We start from the raw sequence: 23,177 nt of genomic DNA on the forward strand, positions 1-23,177 counted from the left end.
AGACCGCCATGAAACAGATCACCGCGATCGTGAAGCCGTTCAAGCTCGAGGAAGTCCGCGAAGCCTTGGCCGATGTCGGCGTGACCGGCCTGACGGTGACCGAGGTCAAGGGCTTCGGCCGCCAGAAGGGGCACACCGAGCTGTACCGCGGAGCCGAGTACGTCGTCGACTTCCTGCCGAAAGTGAAGGTCGAGGTGGTGGTCAAGGATGGCGATGTCGATCGCTGCATCGACGCGATCGTCAAGGCCGCCAAGACCGGCAAGATCGGCGACGGCAAGATCTTCGTGACGGCGGTCGAGCAGGTGGTGCGCATCCGCACCGGCGAGACGGACGAAGCGGCCGTCTGACGCGCTCTTGCACCGGAATGGGGCCCGCCGCGAGCGGGCCTTTTTCATGGCGACGTCAGATCGAACGGTAGTCGTCGGGCTGGTGCGCGCCGCCCGCGAGCGTTGCCAGCTGGGTCAGCAGCGCCTCGGCATCGTCCGAAACGTTCAGCAGGTCGTGCTGCGCCGTCGACAGGAACCCGGCGTCGATGGTCTTGGCCAGGAAGGCCAGCAGCTCGTCGTAATAGCCCGCGACGTTGAGCAGCCCGATCGGCTGGTCGTGGTAGCCGAGCTGGCGCCAGGTCCAGACCTCGAACAGCTCCTCGAAGGTGCCGATGCCGCCCGGCAACGCGAGGAACGCGCTGGCGCGCTCGGCCATCATCCGCTTGCGTTCGTGCATCGTGTCGACCACGTGCAGCTCGGTCAGGCCGGGATGCCCGAGCTCGCGCGACATCAGCGCATGCGGGATCACGCCGACCACCGTGCCGCCGGCCGCCAGCGTAGCATCGGCCACCACGCCCATCAGGCCGGCCCGGCCGCCGCCGTAGACCAGGCGCCAGCCGCGCTCGCCGATCAGCGTGCCGACGCGGCGGGCGGCGGCTTCATGGGCCGGGTCAGTGCCGCTGCGCGAGCCGCAGTAGACGCACAGCGAGAAAGGCGTCGCGGCGTTCATGGCATGAAGCGGTGCCACAGCGCGGCCAGCCAGATGCCGCCGCACAGCATCAGCGACAGGAACACCGCCGCGCTGGCCAGGTCCTTGGCGCGCTTCGAGAGGTCGTGCAGTTCGAACGAGACCCGGTCGACCACCGCCTCGATGCCGGAATTCAGCAGCTCGACGATCAGCACCAGCAGCACCGAACCGGCCAGCAGCGCGGTCTCGATCCAGGTGCGGCCGAGCCACAGCGCCGCGGGCAGCAGGAACACCGCGAGCCAGGTCTCCTGGCGGAAGGCGCTTTCGCCGTGGTAGGCCGTTTTCAGGCCTTCGATGGAGTAGCCGGTGGCGCGGATCACGCGTTCCAGACCGGTGCGTCCTTTGTAGGGATTCGTCATGGGCCGCGATTGTGCCCTGAGCCGATGACGACCCGACGCGCGCTCAGGCCGGGCTGGCGGGGGGTGAGGCGGGTGGGGTGGGCGGAGCGTCGACCAGGCGGGTGCCGCACAGCGCGTCATGCCAGAACTGGCGCTGCGGGTGCAGCAGCGCGAGCAGCGCGTAGGCGACGATGCCGACGCCGAGCGCGGCGAACATCTCCTTGCCGGCCCAGCCGTTCAGGCGGGCGAGCGCCCAGGCCGGTGCGATCCAGATCCAGCTCGCGAAGTAGCGGGCCAGCGCGTGCCACTGCGACAACGGCCGCCCGTCGGCCGCGACGACACGGATGCGCCAGGTCTGCATCGGCAGCGTCTGGCCGCGGCGCGACCAGAACCAGGTGAAGTACAGGCCGTAGATGATGAAGGCGATGTAGCGCAACTCGACGCCATGCTCACGGCCTGTGACGGCGACGAAGAGGGCGCCGATCGCGCCGGGGATCAGGCCGATGCCGAACAGGATCAGCCCTTCGTAGACGAAGCAGGCCATGCGGCGCTTCAGGCTGGGCGCGCGCAGCGGCGCTGCGGCCAGCGCCGGGGTGGAACTCATCGCTGCGGCTTGCCGGCGGCCGGGGCCGACGCCGGAACCGAGCGGGTCGCGGCGGCCTGCGGGCCGCGTTTCGGCAGCAAGGTGGCGCTGTCGACGAGTCCGGGGGCCGTGGCGATCTTCGGCAGGCCGGTCTGCTGGTGGGCCGGCGGGGTGGGGCGCTTCGAGATCAGGTTGGTCGTCGCACCCGGCTGCGCCTGCGCCACCGTCGGCGCCACGGCCTTCGGGCGGGCGGCGTACGCGGTGTTCGGAACGATGCTCGATTTCGCTTCGGAAGCGTCGCCGTCAGGCTCCTTGCCGGCTTTCGGGGCAGGCGCCTTGTGCTCGGCGCGCTCGGCCAGCTGCTTGCGCTGGTCGGGTGGCAGGGCCTTGTAGGCCTCCCACTGCGACTTGCGGTCCTGCGGCGCGACCTGCTGGGCTTCCTTGAAGTTCAGCCGGGCCTCGGCGCGCTCCTTCGGCGTCAGCTTGGCCCACTCGGCCATGCGCGACTGCACGCGCGCCTGCTCGGCCGGCGGCAGCGAGCCGAAACGCTCCGAGATCTCGATCCACTTGCGGCGGCGCGGGGCGTCGATGCTGTTCCAGTCACGCTGCAGTGGGCTCAGCGCGTGCTGTTGCGCCGGTGTCAGCGCCGACCAGGCGGGGCCGGCTCCATTCCCGGCGGGCGCCTGCTGCGACCACGCCAGCCCCGCGCAGGCCAGCAGCGCACCGGCCAGCAGCGGCAAGAAGCGGCGGCGCAGCGCGGGTGCGGCGGGGTCCTTGTCGAGGCGTCGAGTCACGAGCGCCTCGTTCAGTCGCGGGGAGTCTTGAGGAATTCCACGAAGCCGGGGTCGCTGTAGGCGTCCGGCGGCACGTCGTCGGACAGCAGGCTGGCGTCGATTTCAGCGGCGGCCGAAATCTGCGTGCTGCTGTGCCAGCGCTGGATCAGGATCAGGCCGGCGGCCAGCACCACCAGCGGCAGCACCGAGGCGATCTTGACGCCCCAGCCGCCCAGCAGCGCGAGCGACGGGCCGGAGCGGGAGACAGCACCCGCCGTCTCGGCGGCCAGCTTCGTGCGGGCACGGGCCAGCGCCTGTTCGCGCGCAAAGCGCAGGCGTTCGGAAATGTCGGGCGAGACAGCCTGCGATTGCTCGGTCAGGCGGGCGGACAGGCGGAGGGCGAAGCGCGTCTGGAGGGCGTCCAGCTCGGCGACGGAGCGCGGTGGGGTGGGCAGTGCAGTGGTATGGCTGTTCATAGTTCGATTCCCTTCGACTTGAGGGCGTTGGCCAGGGCATGCACGGCACGCGAGCAATGGGTCTTCACGCTTCCTTCCGAGCACCCCATCACGGCGGCCGTCTCGGCAACATCGAGTTCCTCCCAGTAACGCAGCAGAAAGGCTTCCCGTTGACGTGTCGGAAGCTGGGCCACCTGCGCCTCGATGGCTAGCAGGATCTGAGCCCGGGAAACCGAATCGGCAGCGCTTTCAGTGGCGGGGGAGTCGTCCTGCAACGCCAGAGTTTCCAGCAAATCGAAATCCCCGTCGTCGCTCGCGGATTCGAACTCGGAGAAATTGCGCACCACCGCATTGCGCACCTTCTGGCGCCGGAACCAGTCCATGGTCGCGTTCGACAGGATGCGCTGGAACACCAGCGGCAGTTCCGCGGCCGGGCGGTCGAAGTATTTCTCGGCCAGCCGGATCATCGAATCCTGGACGATGTCGAGCGCCGCATCGTCATCCCGCACGGCATACACCACGCGCTTGAAGGCACGTTTCTCGACGCTCTTGAGGAAATCGGAAAGTTCTTTTTCAGATGCCAAGGGGGATGCGCCTCGGGCCAGCCAGCCTGTCAAAACGGGGCGGATTATCTCACCGTCACCCGGTCAGGCGTCCCTTTCGCCGGAGATCGATGCAAACCGGTGCCATAATCGCCCGTTGCACAACATTTGGTCTTGACTCAGCTGCCCGACCCCGGGCGTTGCAGTTTTTGATTGCGCAGGTACCACACCCGCCTCACGAGGGCGAGGGAAGGTGCACCGATGGTTTTTCGTCAGAGAAATTCACAAAGGTTCAAAATGGACATGTCTGCCGCGGAAATCAAGCGTGCCGCTTCGGCACAACCGCACCCCTCTTCTCCCCCCGTCGAGCCGAACGGCTCTGAAATCCTCGTCCGCTGCCTCCAGGCCGAGAACGTCAAGTTCCTCTGGGGCTACCCCGGCGGTGCCGTCCTCTACATCTACGACGCGCTGTACAAGCAGGACACCATCGAGCACGTGCTGGTCCGCCACGAACAGGCGGCGATCCATGCGGCCGACGGCTATGCCCGCGCCACCGGCAACGTCGGCGTCGCGCTGGTCACGTCGGGCCCGGGCGTCACGAATGCCGTCACCGGCATCGCGACCGCCTACATGGATTCGATCCCGATGGTGATCATCACCGGGCAGGTGCCGACCGCGGCGATCGGCCTCGACGCCTTCCAGGAATGCGACACCGTCGGCATCACCCGCCCGATCGTCAAGCACAACTTCCTCGTGAAGGACGTGCGCGACCTCGCGACGACGCTCAAGAAGGCCTTCCACATCGCCCGCACCGGCCGGCCCGGTCCGGTCGTGGTCGACATCCCGAAGGACGTGTCGCAGAAGACGACTCCGTTCCACTACCCGCAGAGCGTCGAGATGCGCTCGTACAACCCGGTCCGCAAGGGCCACGGCGGGCAGATCCGCAAGGCGGTGCAGCTGCTGCTGGCCGCCAAGCGCCCCTACATCTACACCGGCGGCGGGGTCGTGCTGGGCAATGCGTCGGCCGAGCTGCGCGAGCTGGTCAACCTGCTCGGCTACCCGTGCACCAACACGCTGATGGGCCTGGGCGCGTTCCCGGCCAGCGACCCGAAGTTCCTCGGCATGCTCGGCATGCACGGGACCTACGAAGCCAACATGACGATGCAGAACTGCGACGTCCTGCTGGCGGTCGGCGCGCGTTTCGATGACCGCGTGATCGGCAACCCGAAGCACTTCGCGTCCGTCGAGCGCAAGATCGTCCACATCGACATCGACCCCTCGTCGATCTCGAAGCGCGTCAAGGTCGACATCCCGATCGTCGGCGACGTGAAGGACGTGCTGCAGGAGCTGATCGCCCAGATCCGCGAGGCGCAGGCCCGCCCCGACGTGCAGGCGTTGTCGGCCTGGTGGGGCCAGATCAACGAATGGCGCAAGCGCGAGTGCCTGTCGTACAAGAACAGCACCGAGGTCATCAAGCCGCAGGCCGTCGTCGAGAAGCTCTGGGAGCTGACGAAGGACCGCGACACCTACATCACCTCCGACGTCGGCCAGCACCAGATGTGGGCCGCGCAGTTCTACCGCTTCGACGAGCCGCGCCGCTGGATCAATTCCGGCGGGCTGGGCACGATGGGCGTCGGGCTGCCGTACGCGATGGGCATCAAGCTCGCGAAGCCCGATGCCGACGTGTTCTGCATCACCGGCGAGGGCTCGATCCAGATGTGCATCCAGGAGCTGTCGACCTGCCTGCAATACAAGACGCCGGTCAAGATCGTGTCGCTGAACAACCGCTACCTGGGCATGGTGCGGCAATGGCAGGAGCTCGATTACGGCGGCCGCTACTCGCACAGCTACATGGATGCGCTGCCCAATTTCGTCAAGCTGGCCGAGGCCTACGGCCACGTCGGGCTGCTGGTCGAGAAGCCGTCGGATGTCGAGCCCGCGCTGCGCGAGGCGATCAAGCTCAAGGACCGCACGGTGTTCCTCGACATTCGCACCGATCCGACCGAGAACGTCTGGCCGATGGTCCAGGCCGGCAAGGGCATCAGCGAGATGCGACTGGGGTCCGAAGACCTGTGACGCGCTGAACACCGGCCAGGGCGGCGCGTCACCGCGCGCCGTCGACCGCCGGTGGAATGTGCAATCACTGCTTCGACCATTCGAGGTTCAACTTTCCATCATCGACACAGCGTGGCCAAGGCCCGTCGGTTACCGCCGCCGGTCTGAAGAGCGCGCTCCAACGACCATGAAACACATCATTGCCTTGCTGCTCGAGAACGAACCGGGCGCGCTGTCGCGCGTCGTCGCGCTGTTCTCGGCCCGCGGATACAACATCGAGAGCCTGACCGTCGCGCCCACCGAGGATGCCTCGCTGTCGCGCATGACCATCGTGACGACCGGCTCCGACGAGGTGATCGAGCAGATCACCAAGCACCTGAACCGGCTCATCGAGGTGGTCAAGGTCGTCGACCTGACCGAAGGTGCCTTCACTGAACGCGAGCTGATGCTCATCAAGGTGCGCGCCGTCGGCAAGGAACGCGAAGAGATGAAGCGCATGGCCGACATCTTCCGCGGCCGCATCATCGACGTCACCGAGAAAAGCTACACCATCGAACTCACCGGCGATGCGTCCAAGCTCGATGCCTTCATCGAAGCGATCGACCGCAGCGCCATCCTCGAAACCGTGCGCACCGGCACCAGCGGGATCGGTCGCGGCGAGCGCATCCTGCGCGTCTGATCGTCTCGATCAATCCACTCACCCCGCAAGACTGACCTGTTTTTTCTGGAGAAGACCATGAAGGTTTATTACGACAAGGATGCTGACCTGAGCCTGGTGAAGGGCAAGAACGTCACGATCATCGGCTACGGCTCGCAGGGCCATGCGCACGCGCAGAACCTGAACGACAGCGGCGTCAAGGTCACCGTCGGCCTGCGCAAGGGCGGGGCCTCGTGGTCCAAGGCCGAGAAGGCCGGCCTGAAGGTCGCCGAGATCGCCGATGCGGTGAAGGCCGCCGACGTCGTCATGATCCTGCTGCCCGACGAGCAGATCGCGTCGGTCTACAAGAACGAGGTCGAGCCGAACATCAAGCAGGGCGCATCGCTCGCGTTCGCGCACGGCTTCAACGTGCACTACGGCCAGGTCGTGCCGCGCGCCGACCTCGACGTCTGGATGGTCGCACCGAAGGCGCCGGGCCACACCGTGCGCTCGACCTACACCCAGGGCGGCGGCGTGCCGCACCTGATCGCCGTCTATGCCGACAAGACCGGCAAGGCGCGCGACCTGGCGCTGTCGTACGCGGCGGCCAACGGCGGCGGCAAGGCTGGCGTGATCGAGACCAACTTCCGCGAAGAGACCGAGACCGACCTGTTCGGCGAGCAGGCCGTGCTGTGCGGCGGCGCCGTCGAGCTGATCAAGGCCGGGTTCGAGACGCTGACCGAAGCCGGCTACGCGCCGGAGATGGCCTACTTCGAGTGCCTGCATGAACTGAAGCTGATCGTCGACCTGATCTACGAAGGCGGCATCGCCAACATGAACTACTCGATCTCGAACAACGCCGAGTACGGCGAGTACGTGACCGGGCCGAAGATCGTGACGGACGAAACCCGCCAAGCCATGCGCCAGGCGCTGAAAGACATCCAGACCGGCGAGTACGCGAAGAGCTTCATCCTCGAGAACCGCGCCGGTGCCCCGACGCTGCTGTCGCGCCGCCGCCTGACGGCCGAGCACCCGATCGAGGTGGTCGGCGAGCAGCTGCGCGCGATGATGCCGTGGATCAAGAAGAACCGCCTGGTCGACCAGTCGAAGAACTGACCGGGCCGCCCACGCAGCTCACCGTCGAAAGGGCTGCACGCTGCAACGCGTGCGGCCCTTTTTCACGAGTGGGCTGCGGTATCCTTCACGCGATGAACATTTCCTCTTGGCCGCCGACGCGGCCTGGCTCATGAGCGACGACGTGCACGACGGCGACCAACCCCTGCCCGATGCCGATGAACTGCCCGTGCGGCGTCGTCGCAAGGGCATCTACATCCTGCCGAACCTGTTCACGCTGGCGGCGCTGTTCGGCGGCTTCTATGCCATCGTGATGGCGATGAACGGGCAGTTCGAGCAATCGGCCATCGGCATCTTCTGCGCGATGGTGCTCGACAGCCTCGATGGCCGCGTGGCCCGCATGACCAACACGCAGACCGCGTTCGGCGAGCAGATGGACAGCCTGTCGGACATGGTGTCGTTCGGCGCGGCGCCGGCGCTGATCGTCTACGAATGGGCGCTGAAAGACCTCGGCAAGCCGGGCTGGCTCGCGGCCTTCGTCTACTGCTCGTGCGCGGCCTTGCGCCTGGCGCGCTTCAACACCAACCTCAAGGTGGTCGACAAGCGGTTCTTCCAGGGCCTTCCGAGCCCGGCCGCGGCGGCGCTGGTGATGGGCTTCATCTGGCTGATGAACGACCAGGGTTTCGTGGTCGACGAAGAGGGCGCCTGGCTCATCTGGACGGCGTTCGGCTTCACGCTGTATGCCGGCCTGACGATGGTGACCAACGTGCCGTTCTACAGCTTCAAGGACGTGAGCTTCAAGCGCTCGGTGCCGTTCATCGTGATCGTCGCGATCGCGCTCGGTATCTCGCTGTTCACCTGGCACCCGCCGCTGGTGTTCTTCGGGCTGTTCGTCATCTACGGCGTCTCGGGCTATGGCGTCTACGTCTGGAAGCGGATGAAGGGCAAGCCGGTCAGCGTGATCGCCACGTCGATGGACGAGCCCGACGAAGAAGGCCTGCACCGCTGATCCCGGCCGTGCTACATTCGCGACCCATGACGTTCCGCACCACGATCACGCTAGCGCTATCCCTAGGAGGTCCCCGGGTGCGCTGATCGTTCACGTCCAACGTTTTCGTCTCAACGGCCCGATTGCAACCTGCAGCGGGCCGTTTTGCTTTTTGGAGTGCAGGTTGCGCCACACGACTCTCAAGGGATCGCCATGCTGAAGCAACCGCACACCAAGTACCGCGCATTCAAACCCGTTGCCTTGCCCGACCGCCGCTGGCCGGATGCCGTGCTGGCGCACGCGCCGATCTGGCTCAGCACCGACCTGCGCGATGGCAACCAGGCGCTGATCGAGCCGATGGATGCGCAACGCAAGCTGCGCATGTTCGAGATGCTGCTGCGCATCGGCTTCAAGGAGATCGAGGTCGGCTTCCCGTCGGCCTCGCAGACGGATTTCGATTTCGTGCGGCTGCTGATCGAGCAGGACCGCATCCCCGACGACGTGACGATCCAGGTGCTGACGCCGGCCCGCGAGCCACTGATCCGCCGCACCTTCGAATCGCTGCAGGGCGTGCGCCGTGCCATCGTCCACCTCTACAACGCGACGGCGCCGGGAATGCGCCGCGTCGTGCTCGGCCTCGACGAGGACGGCGTCGTCGAACTCGCGACCGCGCATGCACGGATCTTCAACGAATGCGCCGCGGCCCAGCCGGACACCGACTGGCGCTTCGAGTACTCGCCCGAGACTTTTTCGGACACCGAGTTGCCGTTCGCCAAGCGCGTCGTCGACGCAGTGACCGCCGTGTGGCAGCCCACGCCGCAGCGCAAGTGCATCGTCAACCTGCCGACCACCATCGAGCGTTGCACGCCGAACGTGTTCGCCGACATGATCGAGTGGATGCACCGCCACCTCGAGCGGCGCGAGTCGATCGTGCTGTCGGTGCACCCGCACAACGACCGCGGCACCGGCACCGCGACCGGCGAGCTGGCCTTGATGGCAGGCGCCGAGCGCATCGAGGGCTGCCTGTTCGGCAATGGCGAACGCACCGGCAACGTCGACCTCGTCAACATCGCGCTGAACCTGTACACGCAAGGCATCTCGCCGGGACTCGACTTCTCCGACATCGACGAGGTGCGCCGCTGCGTCGAGCACTGCAACCAGTTGCCGGTGCACCCGCGGCACCCGTATGCCGGCGACCTGGTCTACACCTCGTTTTCCGGTTCGCACCAGGACGCGATCAAGAAGGCCTTCGCGCAGCGCCAGCCGACCGACCTCTGGGACATGCCCTACCTGCCGATCGATCCGGCCGATCTCGGGCGCAGCTACGACGCGGTGATCCGCGTCAACAGCCAGTCGGGCAAGGGTGGGGTGTCGTACCTGCTCGAGACCGAGTACGGCGTCGAGTTGCCGCGCCGCCTGCAGATCGAATTCAGCGGCGTGGTCCAGCGCGTGATGGACGACAGCGGCAAGGAGCAGACGGCGGCCGACCTGTGGGCCGTCTTCCGGGGCGAGTACGGCATCGACGACGATCCCGCGGCGCGTTCGAACGCGCCCGCGATCACCGCGCAGGCGGATGGCTCGGTCCACTTGCGCGGATCGGTCCGCCTGGGCGACCGTGAACTCGCACTCGACGCCGATGGTGCAGGGCCGATCGACGCGTTCGTCAACGCACTGAACCGACACCTGGCCGCGACGGTGCGAGTGCTCGACTACCACGAGCATGCGATCGCCAGCGGTGCCGATGCGCGCGCGGCCGCGTACCTCGAGCTGCGGGTCGGCGATGCGGTGACGCTGTTCGGTGTCGGCATCGATGCCAACATCGTGTCCGCCTCGTTGAAGGCCATCGTGTCCGGGCTGCAGCGCGCGCTGCGCCGCGGCGAACTGGCGTTCAAGGCCGCCGAGCTCGCCTAAGATCCGCTCCAAGATCGACCAGATCACCAGAACTGAGGAGTCACCCATGACCGACAAACTGATCATCTTCGACACCACCTTGCGCGACGGCGAGCAATCGCCCGGCGCCTCGATGACCAAGGACGAGAAGCTCCGCATCGCCCGGCAGCTCGAGCGCTTGAAGGTCGATGTGATCGAGGCCGGCTTCGCGGCGGCGTCGAACGGCGACTTCGAAGCGGTGAAGGCGATCGCCCACGCGGTGAAGGACAGCACCATCTGCTCGCTGGCGCGCGCGAACGACCGTGACATTGCGCGCGCCGCCGAGGCGCTGCAGGGCGGCAACTCGACGCGCATCCACCTGTTCCTCGCGACCAGTGCGCTGCACATGGAAAAGAAGCTGCGCATGACGCCGGACCAGGTGTTCGAGCAGGCGCGGCTGTCGACGCGCTTTGCGCGCAACCTGAGCGGCGATGTCGAGTTCTCGCCGGAAGACGGCTACCGCTCCGACCCCGACTTCCTGTGCCGCGTGCTCGAGGCGGTGATCGCCGAAGGCGCGACGACGATCAACATTCCCGACACCGTCGGTTATGCGATCCCCGAGCTGTACGGCAACTTCATCCTCGACCTGCGCCAGCGCATTCCCAATGCCGACAAGGCGGTGTGGTCGGTGCATTGCCACAACGACCTCGGCATGGCGGTCGCCAATTCGCTGGCGGGCGTGAAGATCGGCGGCGCGCGGCAGATCGAATGCACCATCAACGGCCTGGGTGAGCGGGCCGGCAACTGCTCGCTCGAAGAGGTCGTGATGGCGGTGAAGACACGACGCGACTACTTCAACCTCGACATCGGCATCGATGCGACGCAGATCGTGCCGGCTTCCCGGCTGGTGTCGCAGACGACCGGCTTCGTCGTGCAGCCGAACAAGGCGGTGGTCGGCGCCAACGCCTTCGCGCATGCGTCCGGCATCCACCAGGACGGCGTGCTGAAGGCGCGCGACACCTACGAGATCATGCGGGCCGAAGACGTCGGCTGGGCCGCCAACAAGATCGTGCTGGGCAAGCTGTCGGGGCGCAATGCCTTCAAGCAGCGCCTGCAGGAGCTCGGCATCTCGATGGAGTCCGAGGCCGACATCAATGCCGCGTTCGCGAAGTTCAAGGAGCTGGCCGACCGCAAGAGCGACATCTTCGACGAGGACATCCTCGCGCTGGTGATGGACGAGGCGGTGATGGCCGAGAGCGAGCACTACCGGCTGCTCGCGCTGTCGCAGCACTCCGAGATGGGCGAGCGGCCGCACGCCACGGTCGCGTTCTCGGCCGGCGGCGTCGAGCACCACGCCGAGAGCGACGGCAACGGCCCGGTCGATGCCAGTTTGAAGGCCATCGAATCCAAGCTGCAAAGTGGCGCCGAAATGCTGCTCTATTCGGTCAATGCCATCACCTCGGGAAGCACAGAATCTCAAGGTGAGGTGACGGTTCGACTGCAGCATGGTGGCCGCGTCGTCAACGGAGTCGGGTCTGATCCGGACATCGTGGTGGCTTCGGCCAAGGCCTATCTCGCGGCCATGAACAAGTTGCACAGCAAGAGCGAACGCGTCGCTGCCCAGGGATGAGCTGATCTGATGACTTTGTCACAGACCTGACAAACCCTAAGGTACAGAAGGAGAAAGGGCGCGTAAGTTTTTGATCTTGCGCGCTTTTTTTCTTTCACCTACACTCGCGACAGCGGCTGTCAAGGGGTTGTTGTGGCAAAAATGATGCAAGTTTCGGTATCGGCGATGATTCGCGGGTTGATCACGTTGATCACTGCAGTTGCACTGCCGTTGGCCGCGGTAGCCGCTGACGGCACCGTCAAACCCACCAAGCGCAAGGTCGCCGCCAGCGCCAAGGCCACCGCGGGCAAGACCAAGAGCGCGGCCCGCAGCAAACGGGTCCGCACCGTCGCCTTCGCGCCGGCCCGTCCGTCGTTCGGCCAGATCGCCGGTCTGCACAGCACGCTCGATCCGCTGGAACTGAAGTCCAGCGTCGCCCTGGTGATGGACCAGGACACCAACGAGATCCTGTTCAGCAAGAACCCCGGCGCCGTGCTGCCGATCGCTTCGCTGACCAAGCTGATGACGGCCGTCGTCGTCACCGATGCCCAGCTGCCGCTGGATGAAACCCTGACGATCACGCAAGACGATGTCGACACCGAGAAGGGCAGCCGCTCGCGCCTGACGGTCGGCACCCAGCTGACGCGCGAAGAGATGCTGCACCTGGCGCTGATGTCGTCCGAGAACCGCGCCGCCCATGCGCTGGGCCGCCACTATCCGGGCGGGCTCGATGCCTTCGTTGCCGCGATGAACCGCAAGGCGATCGAACTCGGCATGGGCGATACCCATTACGTCGAGCCGACGGGCTTGTCCAGCCGCAACCAGTCGAGCGCGCACGACCTGGCCCTGCTCGTGAAAGAGGCGGGCTCGCGTCCGCTGATCAGCGAGCTGTCGACCTCGCCGGAATACCAGGTGATGGTCGGTCGGCGCATGCAGGCCTTCCACACCACCAACGGCCTGGTGCGCAGCCCCGAGTGGGACATCAACGTGCAGAAGACCGGCTACATCTCCGAAGCCGGTCGCTGCCTGGTGATGCAGGCCAAGCTGGCCGGCCGCAAGCTGATCATGGTGTTCCTGGATTCGGCCGGCAAGTATTCGCGGATCGGCGATGCGGAGCGCGTTCGCCGCTGGGTGAACCAGCTGGCACCGGTTCCGGCGGTGGTTGCTCCGGCCATGGAACCGGCCACCACGGTGGTCCACGAGCTGCCGAAGCTGACGTCCTGAACGCCGCGTTCCTGCACGATGAAAAAAGAGCCCGGTCATCCCGGGCTCTTTGCATTTCAGCTGCGATGCCCGAGCGCTGACGAGATCTGCGACGCGGTCGCTTTCAGCCGCTCCAGCCAGGCTTCTTCCAGCCGGTCCGCAGGCGCCGAGATCGACAGTCCTGCGACCAGCTTGCCCTGGTCGTCCAGGATGCCGGCGGCCATGCAGCGCACCCCCAGCTCCAGCTCCTCGTCGTCGCGTGCCGTGCCGTACTGCAGCACCTTCGACAGTTCGCGCTCCAGCGTGCTGACCTCGGTGATGCTGTTGCGCGTGTGGCCGGCCAGTCCGGTGCGGGTCGCATAGGCCCGCACGCGCTGCGGATCGTCGTGCGCCAGGAACAGCTTGCCGACCGAGGTCAGGTGCAGCGGTGCCCGCCCACCGACGGCGCGAACCACCTGCATGCCCGAGCGTTCACTGTAGGTTCGCTCGATGTAGACGATCTCATCGCCCTGGCGCATCGACAGATTCACCGGCTGGTGCGTCAGCTTGTGCAGCTCGCGCATCGGGCCGAGCGCGGCATCGCGCACGTCCAGGCGCGCCTTCACCAGATTTCCCAGCTCCAGCAGGCGCATGCCCAGGCGGTAGCTGCCGGCTTCGGGCCGGTCGACATAGCGGCCGACCGTCAGGTCGTTCAGGATGCGGTGGGCGGTCGACGGGTGCAGCCCCGTCTGCTCGCTGATCAGCTTCAGCGAGATCGGATCCTGGTGGGATGCCAGCAGGTCCAGCAGCGAAAACATGCGCTCCAGCACCTGGATTGCCGGGGTCTGGCCCTCTTTGCTTTTCATCGCGGCACTCTCATTCAGTTGTTCGTCATTTTGCATGGCGAAAACTGACTTGACCAGCACCGGGCGCCGGTGCGCGCCTCAGCGCCCCTTCCAGTGGGTGCGTGCCGCGATCCACAGCTTGCGGATCGGTGTCAGCGAGACGCGCTGGTGCAGCACCTGGAAATCGCCGGCCTCGATCTCGCGCAGCAGGGTGCGGTAGATGTTGGCCATCATCAGCCCGGGCTTCTGCGCGACCCGATCGGTCTCGGGCAGCAGCGCGAAGGCCTCGTCATAGCAGCGGTGCGCCCGCTCGGCCTGGAAGCGCATCAGCGCGGTGAAGCGTTCGCTGTAGCCCCAGGGGGCCGTGCGTTTCAACAGCTCGTGGGCTTTCACGTCGAACTGCTGCAGTTCGGAGATCGGCAGGTAGATGCGCCCGCGGCGCGCATCGTCGCCCACGTCGCGGATGATGTTGGTCAGCTGCATCGCGAGGCCCAGCTTGTGGGCGTATTGCAGTGTCTGGTCGGTGCTGCGGCCGAAAATGCTGGCCGCAACCTCGCCGACGATGCCCGCCACCAGGTGGCAGTAGCGCTGCAGCCCGGGGTAGTCGAGGTAGCGCGACTGCTCCAGATCCATCTGGCAACCGTCGATCACCGCATGCAGGTGCTCGGCGCGGATGCCGAACTCGGCGGTTTGCGGCATCAGGGCCTGCATCACCGGATGGCTCGCCTGGCCGGCGAAGGCGGTGGCCACCTCCTTGCGCCACCATGCGAGCTTGGTGGCGGCGACGCCGGGGTCCTGCACCTCGTCGACGACATCGTCCACCTCACGGCAGAAGGCGTAGAACGCGGTGATCGCCGCGCGGCGTGGCGGCGGCAGGAACAGGAAGGCGTAGTAGAAACTCGAGCCGCTTTTGGCGGCCTTGTCCTGCACGTATTGCTGGGGCGTCATCGTCGGTCGTGATCAATTCAGCGCGCATTGTCGCTGGGTCCGCTCCGGGCGCTTGTGACGTGTCGAAAGATGCCAGCGATGGTTTGACACCTGGGATTCACCCGAATACATTACTGACCGGTCAGTCAGTTGTACAGTAACTGACGTACCGTAACTGACGTCAGCCCCCGATTCCAATTCTCCCGCCCCGTTCACCGCTTCGAAGAGGATTCCGATGCGATCCACGCTGTTCATTGCCTTGGCCGGTGCGGCCGTCCTGGCTGCCTGCTCCAAGACCGAACCCGCTGCCGAGCCGGTGCGCGCCGTGCGCACCCTGACCGTCGCCAGCGGCGCCGCGGGTGGCACCCGCGAGTACGCGGCCGAGATCAAGGCGCGCACCGAATCGAAGCTGGGCTTCCGGGTGGGCGGCAAGATCACGCGCCGCTCGGCCAACGTGGGCGACACCGTCAAGGCCGGCCAGGTGCTGGCGCAGCTCGACCCGCAAGACCTGAAGCTGGCGCAGGAGTCGGCGCGCGCAGGCTTGGCCGCGGCGCAGACCAACCTCGAACTCGCGAACGCCGACTACAAGCGCTACAAGGACCTGCGCGACCAGGGCTTCATCAGCTCGGCCGAGCTGGAGCGCCGCGACACCGCGCTGAAGTCTGCCCAGGCGCAGTTCGACCAGGCGCGCGCGCAGGCCGGCGTGCAGGGCAACCAGGCCGCCTACGCGGCGCTGGTGGCCGATGCGAACGGCGTGATCACCGGCGTGGACGCCGAGCCCGGCATGGTGGTCGCGGCCGGCACGCCGGTCGTGCGCCTCGCGCAAGACGGCCCGCGCGACGTGGTGTTCTCGGTGCCCGAGGACCACGTCGGCGACCTGCGTGCACTGGCCCGCAAGCCCGGCGCGCTGAAGGTGCGCCTATGGGGCAGCACCGATGCGGTGTCGGCGTCGATCCGCGAGGTGGCCGCTGCCGCCGATGCCGCGACGCGCACCTTCCAGGTCAAGGCCGACATCGGCGAGCTGCCGGCCCGCCTGGGCCAGACCGCCACCGTGCTGATCGAGCTGCCGCAGCAATCGGGCGTCGTGCGCCTGCCGCTGTCGGCCGTCACCGAGCTGCAGGGCCGCACCTCGGTGTGGCTGGTCGACAAGAACGCCCAGGGCGTGCTCAGCGTCAAGGCGCAGGCGATCCAGGTGGCGGGTGCCGACGGCAACACCGTGGTGGTGGCCAGCGGCCTCGCACCCGGCCAGGTGGTGGTGACGGCCGGCGTGCACGTGCTGTCGCCCGGCCAGCAGGTGAAGATGTACATCGAGCCGACCGCGCAGAACGGCAACCCGGCTGCGATGGCGCCTGCCAGCGCGGCGTCCCGCTAAGCCCCCGCGCCCGAGGCACCGCATGAGCCCCCAAGACCACCACGACGCCCCGCACGACGACGTGCCGACCTCGCGTTTCAACATCTCCCGCTGGGCGCTGGAGCACCAGCCGCTGACGCGCTACCTGATGGTGGTGCTGATGGTGCTGGGCTTCGCCGCCTACTTCCAGCTCGGCCAGGACGAAGACCCGCCGTTCACCTTCCGCGCGATGGTGGTGCAGGCCTACTGGCCCGGCGCGACGGCGCAGCAGATGGCCGAGCAGGTCACCGACAAGATCGAGAAGACGCTGCAGGAAGCGCCGTACGCCGACAAGATCCGCAGCTACACCAAGCCGGGCGAGTCGCTGACGATCTTCAACATCAAGGACAACTCGCCGCCGAAGGAAGTCAACAACGTCTGGTACCAGACGCGCAAGAAGATCGGCGACATGCGCTCGACGCTGCCGTCCGGCGTGATCGGCCCAATATTCAACGACGAGTTCGGCGACGTCTACGGCTCGATCTTCGCGCTGTCGGCCGATGGGTTCACCTATGAAGAACTGCGCCAGCGTGCCGAAGAGGTGCGCCAGAAGCTGCTGAAGCTGCCCGACGTGGCCAAGGTGCAGGTGTTCGGCGCACAGCCGGAGAAGATCTTCATCGAGATCTCGCAGAAGCGCCTCGCGTCGCTGGGGCTGGATTTCAACCAGGTGATCACGCAGATCGGCGCGCAGAACGCGGTCGAAGGCGCCGGCGTGCTGAACGCCGGCAGCGACAACCTGCAGGTGCGCGTGGGCGGCCAGTTCAACTCGGTCGAGGAACTCGCGGCCTTCCCGATCCGCGCGACCAACGCCAGCACCGGCGCGGCGAGCACGCTGCGCCTGTCCGACATCGCGACCATCAAGCGCGACTACGTCGACCCGCCCGCCGTCAAGGTGCGCCACCAGGGCCACGAGGTCATCGCACTGGGCATCTCGATGAACAAGGGCGGCGACATCATCGAGCTCGGCAAGGTGCTGAGGGGCCGGGTGTCGCAGATCCAGAAGGAGCTGCCGATCGGCATCGAGCTGTCGCAGATCCAGGACCAGCCGTCGGCGGTGACCACCTCGGTGGGCGAGTTCGTGCACGTGCTGATCGAGGCCGTGATCGTGGTGCTGGCCGTCAGCTTCATCAGCCTGGGCCTGCACACCCGGCCGCTGCGCATCGACGTGTGGCCGGGCCTGGTGGTGGGCATCACGATCCCGCTGGTGCTCGCGATCACCTTCGTCACGATGTTCTACTGGGGCGTCGGGCTGCACAAGATCTCGCTGGGCTCGCTGATCATCGCGCTCGGGCTGCTGGTCGACGACGCGATCATCTCGGTCGAAATGATGGTGCGCAAGCTCGAAGAGGGCTATGACAAGATGCGCGCCGCGACCTTCGCCTACGACGTGACCGCGATGCCGATGCTGACCGGCACGCTGATCACCGCGACCGGCTTCCTGCCGATCGGCCTGGCCAAGTCGACGGTGGGCGAGTACACCTTCGCGATCTTCGCGGTGACCACCGCGGCGCTGCTGATCTCGTGGGTGGTGTCGGTCTACTTCGTGCCGTACCTCGGCGCCAAGCTGCTGCACGTGCGCAGCAAGATGCATGGCGGCGAAGAACACCACGAGCTGTTCGACACGCCGTTCTATGCGCGCTTCAGGCGCGCGGTGAACTGGTGCGTGCAACACCGCTGGATCACCATCGGCATCACGATCGGCATCTTCGTGCTCGGCCTGATGGGCATGGGCAAGGTGCAGCAGCAGTTCTTCCCCGATTCGAGCCGGCCGGAGATCCTGGTCGACCTGTGGCTGCCCGAAGGCGCCACCATCCAGTCGAGCGAGGCCCTGGCCAAGCGCTTCGAGGCCCGCATGCTGAAGGAGCCGGGCATCGTCGACGTGTCGATCTGGGTCGGCAGCGGCGTGCCGCGCTTCTACCTGCCGCTCGACCAGATCTTTCCGCAGAGCAACGTCAGCCAGGTCATCCTGATCCCGAAGGACCTGAGCACGCGCAACGACCTGCGCCGCAAGCTGCCGACGCTGCTGGCCGACGAGTTCCCCGATGCGCGCGGCCGCGTCAAGCTGCTGCCCAACGGCCCGCCGGTGCCGTACCCGGTGCAGTTCCGCGTGATGGGGCCGGACGCGGCGCAGGCCCGTGCCTGGGCCGACAAGGCCAAGGACATCCTGCGCACCAACACCAACATGCGCGGCGTCAACGACAACTGGAACGAGTCGGTCAAGGTGCTGCGCCTGGAGGTCGACCAGGACAAGGCGCGTGCGCTCGGCGTGACGAGCCAGGCCATCGCCACCGCGTCGCGCACCATCCTGTCGGGCAACACCGTCGGGCAGTACCGCGAGGCCGACCGGCTGATCGACATCGTCGTGCGCCAGCCGCTGGACGAGCGCAATGCCATCACCGACATCGGCAACGCCTACCTGCCGACCGCGAGCGGCCGCTCGATCCCGCTGACGCAGATCGCCAAGATCGGCTTCACCTGGGAGCCCGGCGTGCTGTGGCGCGAGGGCCGCGACTATGCGGTGACGGTGCAGGGCGACGTGGTGCAGGGCATCCAGGGCCCGACCGTGACGATGCAGATCTGGCCCGAGCTCGACAAGCTGCAGAAGACCATGCCCGACGGCTACCGCATCGAGATCGCCGGCGAGGTGGAGGAGAGCAGCAAGGGCACCGGCTCGATCGCCGCCGGCGCGCCGCTGATGCTGTTCATCATGTTCACGCTGCTGATGCTGCAGCTGCACAGCGTCAGCCGCTCGATCCTGGTGTTCCTGACGGCGCCGCTGGGCATCGCCGGGGTGTCGGGGGCCTTGCTGCTGCTGAACCGGCCGTTCGGCTTCGTCGCGCTGCTGGGCGTGATCGCGCTGGCCGGCATGATCATGCGCAACTCGGTGATCCTGATCGACCAGATCGAGCAGGACCGCTCGCGCGGCGTGCCGGCCTGGGAGGCGATCGTCGAATCGGCGGTGCGGCGTTTCCGCCCGATCGTGCTGACGGCGGCGGCCGCGGTGCTCGCGATGATTCCGTTGTCGCGCAGCGTGTTCTGGGGGCCGATGGCGGTCGCCATCATGGGCGGGCTGATCGTCGCGACGGCATTGACGCTGCTGGCTTTGCCGGCGATGTATGCGGCCTGGTTCCGCGTCAAACCGGCGGAAGTCGAAAGAGCGGCCGCAAGCAGCTAAACTACGCGGTTTACCGAATCGCCTGAAAAGGGAAGCTTCGGCTTCCCTTGCTTTTTATTGCACACCGTGCGCGGGTGGCGAAATTGGTAGACGCACCAGGTTTAGGTCCTGACGCCAGCGATGGTGTGGGGGTTCGAGTCCCCCCCCGCGCACCAGCTAACGAAACCAGAGAGTCCAGACAATCATGGCTGTCACTGTAGAAACCCTCGAGAAGCTCGAACGCCGCATCACGCTCACGCTGGCGGCCGACACGATCAACAACGAGGTCGAATCGCGCCTGAAGCGCCTGTCCCGCACGGTCAAGGCGGATGGGTTCCGCCCCGGCAAGGTGCCGATGAGCGTGGTGTCCCAGCGCTACGGCTATTCAGTGCAGTACGAGGTGATGAACGACAAGGTCGGTCAAGCCTTCGCACAGGCCACCGCCGAAGCCAAGCTGCGCGTCGCCGGTGCCCCGCGCATCAGCGAGAAGGAGACCGCTCCCGAAGGCCAGATGGCCTTCGACGCCGTCTTCGAGGTGTACCCCGAGGTCAAGCTCGGCGACCTGTCGGCGGCCGAGGTCGAGCGCGTCAGCACCGAAGTGACCGATGCCGCGATCGACAAGACGCTGGACATCCTGCGCAAGCAGCGCCGCACCTTCGCGCAGCGCCCGCAGGGCGAGGCTGCCGCCGAAGGCGACCGCGTGACGATCGACTTCGAAGGCAAGATCGACGGCGTGCCGTTCGACGGCGGCAAGGCCGAGGGCTTCCAGTTCCTGATCGGTGAAGGCCAGATGCTCGAGGCCTTCGAGAAGGCGGTGCGCGGCATGAAGACCGGCGACTCGAAGACCTTCCCGCTGCAGTTCCCCGAGGACTACCAGGGCAAGGACGTCGCCGGCAAGGAAGCCGACTTCCTGGTCACGCTGAACAAGGTCGAGGCGCAGAACCTGCCCGAGGTCAACGATGCGCTGGCCAAGTCGCTGGGCATCAAGGAAGGCACGGTCGACGCGCTGCGCGCCGACATCAAGCGCAACCTTGAGCGCGAGGTCAAGTTCCGCGTGCTGGCCCGCAACAAGTCGTCGGTGATGGACGCGCTGGTCAAGAGCGCCGAGCTCGACCTGCCGACCTCGCTGGTCAACGGCGAAGTCGAGCGCATGACCGAAGGCGCCCGTGCCGACCTGAAGAAGCGCGGCATCAAGGACGCCGACACCGCGCCGATCCCGGCCGAGATCTTCCAGCCGCAGGCCGAGCGCCGCGTGCGCCTGGGCCTGGTCGTCGCCGAACTGGTCCGCTCGAACAACCTGCAGGCCAAGCCCGAGCAGCTGCAGGCGCACATCGAAGAGATGGCGCAGAGCTACGAGAAGCCGGCTGAAGTGGTGCGCTGGTACCTGGGCAGCCGCGAGCGCATGGCCGAGGTCGAAGGCGTGGTCATCGAGAACAACGTCACCGATTTCGTGCTCGGCAAGGCGAAGGTCACTGACAAGGTGCTGCCGTTCGACGAACTGATGGCCGGCTGATTTCTTCAGCCGTCATGCGAAGGGCGCCGGGCTGAAAGGCCCTGGCGCCCTTCGTCATTCGAGGGTTTGTCCAGGCTGACGGACGCAGTTTCTTTGAACGCGGACTTGTCGCGACATAATCAAACCCAATCTCCGTGGGACTATCACGAACCTCCTCAAGGACGCAAGGACGATCATGAGCGCGCTGGAAACACAAAGTCTGGGCATGGTGCCCATCGTCATCGAGCAGTCGGGCCGCGGGGAACGGGCTTACGACATCTACAGCCGCCTGCTGCGCGAGCGGGTCATCTTCCTGGTGGGGCCGGTCAATGACCAGACGGCCAACCTGGTCGTGGCGCAGCTGCTGTTCCTCGAAAGCGAGAACCCCGACAAGGACATCTCGCTGTACATCAACTCGCCGGGCGGTTCGGTCAGCGCGGGCATGTCGATCTTCGACACGATGCAGTTCATCAAGCCCGACGTGTCCACGCTGTGCATGGGCATCGCCGCCAGCATGGGCTCGTTCCTGCTGATGGCCGGCGCCAAGGGCAAGCGCTTCGCGCTGCCGAATTCGCGCGTGATGATCCACCAGCCGTCGGGCGGCGCGCAGGGCCAGGCCACCGACATCGAGATCCATGCACGCGAGATCCTGAAGACGCGCGAGCAGCTGAACCGGATCTATGCCGAGCGCACCGGGCAGTCGATCGAGAAGATCCGTGCCGACATGGAGCGCGACTTCTTCCTCGATCCGACCGAAGCCAAGGACTACGGCCTGGTCGACCAGGTGCTGACGCAGCGGACTCCGCCCGCCGCCACCTGAGCTGACAGATCGGTGACCGGCCTCGGGTAAAACCGGGGTTGAAACCGAATGAAGCCATGGAACGGGGCCCATTTGGGCCCCTTTTCCACGGCCTGGGCCTGAATTCTTTTGCTCTATCATTGACTCAGCCTTCCTAACGCACAGCGCATCCATCCATGGCCGACAAAAAAGGCTCCTCCAGCGAGAAAGTCCTGTACTGCTCCTTCTGCGGCAAGAGCCAGCATGAGGTGAAGAAACTGATCGCCGGTCCGTCGGTCTTCATCTGCGACGAGTGCATCGAGCTTTGCAACGACATCATTCGCGATGAAGTGCCGGCCGACACCGCCGAGGCCCGCGCCACCAAGTCCGACCTGCCGGTGCCCAGCGAGATCAAGGCGAGCCTCGATCAATACGTGATCGGGCAAGACACCGCCAAGCGCACGCTGTCGGTGGCCGTCTACAACCACTACAAGCGGCTCAAGCACATGGCCTCGTCCAAGGACGACGTCGAGCTGAGCAAGAGCAACATCCTGCTGATCGGCCCCACCGGCTCGGGCAAGACGCTGCTGGCCCAGACGCTCGCGCGCCTGCTCAACGTGCCGTTCGTGATCGCCGACGCGACCACGCTGACCGAAGCCGGCTACGTCGGCGAGGACGTCGAGAACATCATCCAGAAGCTGCTGCAGAACTGCAACTACGACGTCGAGAAGGCGCAGCGCGGCATCGTCTACATCGACGAGATCGACAAGATCTCGCGCAAGGCCGACAACCCGTCGATCACGCGCGACGTGTCCGGCGAGGGCGTGCAGCAGGCGCTGCTGAAGCTCGTCGAAGGCACGATGGCCTCGGTGCCGCCGCAAGGCGGCCGCAAGCACCCGAACCAGGACTTCCTGCAGATCGACACGACGAACATCCTGTTCATCTGCGGCGGCGCCTTCGACGGCCTCGAGAAGGTCATCCAGAACCGCTCCGAGAAATCGGGCATCGGTTTCGGTGCGACGGTGCACACCAAATCGGAACGCCGCGTGTCCGAGGTGTTCCGCGAGGTCGAACCCGAAGACCTGATCAAGTTCGGCCTGATCCCCGAACTGGTCGGCCGCCTGCCGGTGGTCGCCACGCTCGGCGAACTGACCGACGACGCACTGGTGCAGATCCTGACCGAGCCGAAGAACGCGCTGCTGAAGCAGTACCAGAAGCTGTTCGCGATGGACGGCGTCGAGCTTGAAGTGCGGCCTTCGGCGCTCGCGGCCATCGCCCGCAAGGCGCTGGCGCGCCGTACCGGTGCGCGCGGCCTGCGTTCGATCATGGAGCAATCGCTGATCGACACGATGTTCGAATTGCCGACGCTCGACGGCGTCGCGAAGGTGGTGCTCGACGAGCACACGATCGAGGAGGACGTGAAGCCCTTGCTGGTTTACCGAGAGCAGAAGGCCAGCGCCTGAACAGGGCCT

At 66.3% G+C, this 23,177-nt stretch carries 21 protein-coding genes and 1 tRNA gene; 14 read left to right on the forward strand and 8 right to left on the reverse strand.

Going from position 1 to position 23,177, the window contains the following annotated elements:
* Positions 1-8 precede the first annotated feature (8 nt).
* Complete coding sequence (locus BUE42_RS07215; protein WP_047511820.1) at positions 9-347, forward strand: P-II family nitrogen regulator; 339 nt, start codon at positions 9-11, stop codon at positions 345-347.
* 55 nt (positions 348-402) lie between these two features.
* On the opposite strand, the gene BUE42_RS07220 is transcribed toward BUE42_RS07215, so the two are convergent.
* The 6 genes from BUE42_RS07220 to BUE42_RS07245 are packed head-to-tail and all read right to left on the reverse strand — an operon-like array spanning position 403 to position 3,747.
* Positions 403-996, reverse strand: coding sequence for an LOG family protein (locus BUE42_RS07220; protein ID WP_073463935.1), 594 nt, complete (start codon positions 994-996; stop codon positions 403-405).
* The gene (locus BUE42_RS07225; protein WP_047511825.1) at positions 993-1,373 is read right to left on the reverse strand and encodes a diacylglycerol kinase; all 381 of its coding nucleotides are present in this window, start codon (positions 1,371-1,373) and stop codon (positions 993-995) included. The genes BUE42_RS07220 and BUE42_RS07225 overlap by 4 nt, the downstream gene beginning before the upstream one ends.
* Before the next feature lie 43 nt (positions 1,374-1,416).
* Positions 1,417-1,956 carry an RDD family protein gene (locus BUE42_RS07230; RefSeq protein WP_073463936.1) on the reverse strand — a complete coding sequence of 180 codons (540 nt, stop codon included), beginning with the start codon at positions 1,954-1,956 and terminating at the stop codon, positions 1,417-1,419.
* Positions 1,953-2,729: a DUF3106 domain-containing protein gene (locus tag BUE42_RS07235; protein WP_159445381.1), complete on the reverse strand. Its 777-nt coding sequence runs from the start codon at positions 2,727-2,729 to the stop codon at positions 1,953-1,955. The genes BUE42_RS07230 and BUE42_RS07235 overlap by 4 nt, the downstream gene beginning before the upstream one ends.
* A gap of 11 nt (positions 2,730-2,740) precedes the next feature.
* Positions 2,741-3,184 carry a DUF3619 family protein gene (locus BUE42_RS07240; RefSeq protein WP_083613946.1) on the reverse strand — a complete coding sequence of 148 codons (444 nt, stop codon included), beginning with the start codon at positions 3,182-3,184 and terminating at the stop codon, positions 2,741-2,743.
* On the reverse strand, positions 3,181-3,747 hold the full coding sequence (locus BUE42_RS07245) for an RNA polymerase sigma factor (protein ID WP_073463937.1): 567 nt from the start codon (positions 3,745-3,747) through the stop codon (positions 3,181-3,183). The genes BUE42_RS07240 and BUE42_RS07245 overlap by 4 nt, the downstream gene beginning before the upstream one ends.
* Before the next feature lie 255 nt (positions 3,748-4,002).
* Here BUE42_RS07245 and BUE42_RS07250 point away from each other — a divergent pair, with 255 nt between their 5' ends.
* The 7 genes from BUE42_RS07250 to pbpG all read left to right on the forward strand — a co-directional run bounded on the left by BUE42_RS07250 (position 4,003) and on the right by pbpG (position 13,161).
* On the forward strand, positions 4,003-5,781 hold the full coding sequence (locus BUE42_RS07250) for an acetolactate synthase 3 catalytic subunit (RefSeq protein ID WP_073463938.1): 1,779 nt from the start codon (positions 4,003-4,005) through the stop codon (positions 5,779-5,781).
* Between the two features lie 166 nt (positions 5,782-5,947).
* Positions 5,948-6,439 (forward strand): acetolactate synthase small subunit, encoded by a 492-nt coding sequence (ilvN, locus tag BUE42_RS07255; protein ID WP_047511839.1) that lies wholly within the window; start codon positions 5,948-5,950, stop codon positions 6,437-6,439.
* Between the two features lie 57 nt (positions 6,440-6,496).
* On the forward strand, positions 6,497-7,513 hold the full coding sequence (gene ilvC / locus BUE42_RS07260; protein ID WP_073463939.1) for a ketol-acid reductoisomerase: 1,017 nt from the start codon (positions 6,497-6,499) through the stop codon (positions 7,511-7,513).
* A 142-nt stretch (positions 7,514-7,655) separates the two neighbouring features.
* Positions 7,656-8,480, forward strand: a complete 825-nt coding sequence (gene pssA / locus BUE42_RS07265) for a CDP-diacylglycerol--serine O-phosphatidyltransferase (RefSeq protein ID WP_073464112.1) — start codon at positions 7,656-7,658, stop codon at positions 8,478-8,480.
* 192 nt (positions 8,481-8,672) lie between these two features.
* Positions 8,673-10,370, forward strand: coding sequence for a 2-isopropylmalate synthase (gene leuA, locus BUE42_RS07270; RefSeq protein ID WP_073463940.1), 1,698 nt, complete (start codon positions 8,673-8,675; stop codon positions 10,368-10,370).
* 46 nt (positions 10,371-10,416) lie between these two features.
* On the forward strand, positions 10,417-11,958 hold the full coding sequence (locus BUE42_RS07275) for a 2-isopropylmalate synthase (RefSeq protein WP_073463941.1): 1,542 nt from the start codon (positions 10,417-10,419) through the stop codon (positions 11,956-11,958).
* Positions 11,959-12,102: 144 nt separating this feature from the next.
* Positions 12,103-13,161, forward strand: a complete 1,059-nt coding sequence (pbpG, locus tag BUE42_RS07280; RefSeq protein WP_083613968.1) for a D-alanyl-D-alanine endopeptidase — start codon at positions 12,103-12,105, stop codon at positions 13,159-13,161.
* 56 nt (positions 13,162-13,217) lie between these two features.
* On the opposite strand, the gene BUE42_RS07285 is transcribed toward pbpG, so the two are convergent.
* Positions 13,218-13,985 (reverse strand): IclR family transcriptional regulator, encoded by a 768-nt coding sequence (locus BUE42_RS07285; RefSeq protein WP_073464113.1) that lies wholly within the window; start codon positions 13,983-13,985, stop codon positions 13,218-13,220.
* 78 nt (positions 13,986-14,063) lie between these two features.
* Positions 14,064-14,912 carry a presqualene diphosphate synthase HpnD gene (gene hpnD, locus BUE42_RS07290; RefSeq protein WP_073463943.1) on the reverse strand — a complete coding sequence of 283 codons (849 nt, stop codon included), beginning with the start codon at positions 14,910-14,912 and terminating at the stop codon, positions 14,064-14,066.
* A 214-nt stretch (positions 14,913-15,126) separates the two neighbouring features.
* Here hpnD and BUE42_RS07295 point away from each other — a divergent pair, with 214 nt between their 5' ends.
* From BUE42_RS07295 to clpX, 6 genes are all read left to right on the forward strand, one after another.
* Positions 15,127-16,263, forward strand: coding sequence for an efflux RND transporter periplasmic adaptor subunit (locus BUE42_RS07295; RefSeq protein ID WP_073463944.1), 1,137 nt, complete (start codon positions 15,127-15,129; stop codon positions 16,261-16,263).
* Between the two features lie 22 nt (positions 16,264-16,285).
* Positions 16,286-19,456 (forward strand): efflux RND transporter permease subunit, encoded by a 3,171-nt coding sequence (locus tag BUE42_RS07300; protein ID WP_073463945.1) that lies wholly within the window; start codon positions 16,286-16,288, stop codon positions 19,454-19,456.
* Positions 19,457-19,524: 68 nt separating this feature from the next.
* A tRNA-Leu gene (locus BUE42_RS07305) sits at positions 19,525-19,611 on the forward strand.
* A 29-nt stretch (positions 19,612-19,640) separates the two neighbouring features.
* On the forward strand, positions 19,641-20,948 hold the full coding sequence (gene tig, locus BUE42_RS07310) for a trigger factor (RefSeq protein ID WP_073463946.1): 1,308 nt from the start codon (positions 19,641-19,643) through the stop codon (positions 20,946-20,948).
* 175 nt (positions 20,949-21,123) lie between these two features.
* Positions 21,124-21,747, forward strand: a complete 624-nt coding sequence (clpP, locus tag BUE42_RS07315; protein WP_073463947.1) for an ATP-dependent Clp endopeptidase proteolytic subunit ClpP — start codon at positions 21,124-21,126, stop codon at positions 21,745-21,747.
* Positions 21,748-21,902: 155 nt separating this feature from the next.
* A complete protein-coding gene (gene clpX / locus BUE42_RS07320) occupies positions 21,903-23,168 on the forward strand; it encodes an ATP-dependent Clp protease ATP-binding subunit ClpX (RefSeq protein WP_073463948.1) in 1,266 nt (421 codons plus the stop codon).
* Positions 23,169-23,177: the final 9 nt, after the last annotated feature.

The organism is Rhizobacter sp. OV335, assembly GCF_900142965.1.
Lineage (GTDB): Bacteria > Pseudomonadota > Gammaproteobacteria > Burkholderiales > Burkholderiaceae_C > Rhizobacter.